This window comes from Candidatus Sodalis sp. SoCistrobi (assembly GCF_900143145.1).
Classification (GTDB): Bacteria; Pseudomonadota; Gammaproteobacteria; order Enterobacterales; family Enterobacteriaceae; genus SoCistrobi.
The window spans coordinates 1-2,613 of sequence record NZ_FRDB01000306.1 but is presented as its reverse complement, the minus strand read 5'-3'; the positions used below and the strand labels follow the sequence as shown (position 1 = coordinate 2,613).

Sequence of the window (2,613 nt, the reverse complement as noted above, 5' to 3'; positions counted from 1 at the left end):
CGCTCCGTACCCGCATTAAACGACTGGCGCGTAAAACGATTTGCTTCTCGCGCTCTGTCGAGATCCACGAAAAAGTCATCGGAGCCTTCATCGAAAAACACATGTTCTACTAATTGGAGTCATTACCAAATTGTTTAATATTAATACACACTTTCACCGCTTTATTATCCGCTAGTGCAAATATATAAATTCGGCAAATATCCAATTAGGTTAATCCGTGCGGTTTTTAGCAATTAATGCGGAAGCAGGCATCCAATGCGCTTTTTGTTTATTCATGCGCTCATTGAAATTATCCTGTAATAACTTAGGGATAATGTGTGTTGAGAATTTGCAATAGATCACAAAATAATTAATTATCCGTAGTGACTTTTATTCTCAGAAGATTATTATTTTATTTCCCATTGGAGCCTCCTGTGTCTACTTGTTGCGCTTCACGCCTTGGCCGGGGATGAAATAGGCCAAGGCACCGATTTATGTCACCGCTGGCCGTGCAAGAATGCCTGACAGTCTGGCTTTGACAATCAGGGAGCTGTAGGCTAGCGGGTAATTTGCACCAAACGTGCTGTTATTAACCTTGCGTGCTGCCGCCTATTATGTCGCCTGGTGCGGGTATACCGGTACCCCGCGAGAAACAGCCGTGCGATGCAGCCGAATATGACGGCGGCCCGCCACGGCGGCAAGATGCCAGGAATAAACGAAGCGGTAAATGGCGTCGAAATCAAGCGTCACCGTGGGTGTGAGAGGTTATGACGAAAGGGGCGGGATTTACCCCTGGCAAGCAGGCGGTTATTTATACCGCAGGGCGTCATTATAACTTGCCGGCGATATGTTAATTCGTCACCTAAGCCGGGTTATGCAGTGTTTGCGCGAAACAGTATTGACGCCAAGCGAAGCGGCAGAAACAATGCATAATCCGGCTTTTTTATAGTCTAGCGAAAAATTGGCATTACGCCGTGGGCTAACAAGAAAGTGATTTATGTATGGCTTACAGCGAGATATACGGACATAGCAATGGACATGCCCTTTTTTAGTAATTAAATGTTTCAGAAGAGATGTTTCAGTAGTGGCGCGGGCTTATACCCGCATTCAAAAAAAAGCCTATATAAGGTATCAACGTGATGAAAGAAAGCATACTTGCGGTGGCTATTCCGGCCATGCTGGCGGCAGGCCTGTCTAATGCGGCGGAAGTGTATAACAAAGACGGCAATAAGCTTGATTTATACGGAAAAGTGGATGGCCTGCACTATTTCGGTAAAGATGACGCTTATGCCACCGACGGTGACCAGTCTTACATCCGTTTCGGCTTTAAGGGCGAAACGCAAATTACCGATCAACTGACCGGTTATGGTCAGTGGGAATATAACGTCCAGGCTAACAACAGCGAGGGCGGCGATGATCATGATGACGGTAACAAAACCCGTCTGGGCTTTGCCGGTTTAAAATTTGGCGATTACGGTTCATTCGATTATGGGCGTAACGTAACTATGGCGTGGTTTACGACGCCTTGGCCTGGACCGATATGCTGCCGGAATTCGGCGGTGAACTGGCTTACACCGACAACTTCATGGTAGGTCGTACCACCGGCGTCGCCACCTACCGCAACAGCAACTTTTTTGGCCTGGTGGACGGGCTGAGCTTCGCGCTGCAATACCAGGGTAAAAACGATCGCGACGACATGGGCCGCGCCAACGGCGACGGCTGGGGCGGGTCTATCACCTATGAAACGCCGATCGGTATCGGCGTCGGCGTCGTCGGTAGCTATGCCTCTTCCGACCGGACCGACGTCCAGCAGTCCGCGGCGTATGGTAACGGCGATCGCGCCGAGCAGTGGGCTACCGCGCTGAAATATGAAGCCAACAATATTTATCTGGCCGCCACCTACGGCGAAACCCGCAACGCCACTTATTTTGACGGCACGACCTCCACCGGCGCCACGGCGGAAGGTTTCGCCAATAAGACCCAGGACTACTCACTGGTGGCGCAATACCAGTTTGATTTCGGCCTGCGTCCTTCCATCGGTTATACCAAATCCCGCGCCAAGGATGTTGAGGGCATCGGTGATGTCGACTTGCTCAACTACTTTGAAGTGGGCGCGACCTATTACTTTAACCGTAATATGTCCACCTACGTGGATTACATCATCAACCAGATCGATGACGATAATGCCTTGGGCATCAATAGCGGCGACGTCGTCGCACTGGGTCTGGTCTATCAGTTCTAACCTGATGGGTTGACGCTTGTCACCCCTTCCCCCGCCCCGTTTCGCTATCGCGGACGGGGCTTTTTTTCGCCGGTCTGGCGCCGGGTAACGCTCGCGCCCTGTACCGGATCCACGCCGAGGTAGTGAATAACCCCGAGTTTATTAGAGAGTAATTTTGGCAATACTACGCCGCTTCCTCTGATGCTAATTGCAAAGCGTAATAGTTCATTTCGGCTTCAGTAGGAGGGATGTAACCCAGCCGCCCGAGCAGCCTTCTGTTGTTGTACCAGTCCACCCAGTCCAGCGTGGCCAACTCCACTTCCGTCCGGTTTTTCCAGCTCCCGCGGTGGATAACCTCCGTTTTGTACAACCCGTTGATACTCTCTGCCATCGCATTATCGTAGGAGTCGCCG

2 protein-coding genes and 1 pseudogene are annotated in these 2,613 nt (G+C 50.7%); 2 read left to right on the top strand and 1 reads right to left on the bottom strand.

Features of this window, described 5'->3' with window-relative positions; genetic code table 11:
- Positions 1 to 113 (top strand): IS1 family transposase (locus CINSTRO3249_RS14925; protein WP_044698828.1); only part of this gene is annotated, 113 nt, incomplete at its 5' end.
- Positions 114 to 1,115: 1,002 nt separating this feature from the next.
- Positions 1,116 to 2,221, top strand: a pseudogene (ompF, locus tag CINSTRO3249_RS14920) (porin OmpF).
- Positions 2,222 to 2,384: 163 nt separating this feature from the next.
- On the opposite strand, the gene CINSTRO3249_RS14915 reads toward ompF, so the two are convergent.
- A partial coding sequence (locus CINSTRO3249_RS14915) for an integrase core domain-containing protein (protein ID WP_143146879.1) occupies positions 2,385 to 2,613 on the bottom strand: 229 nt, incomplete at its 5' end.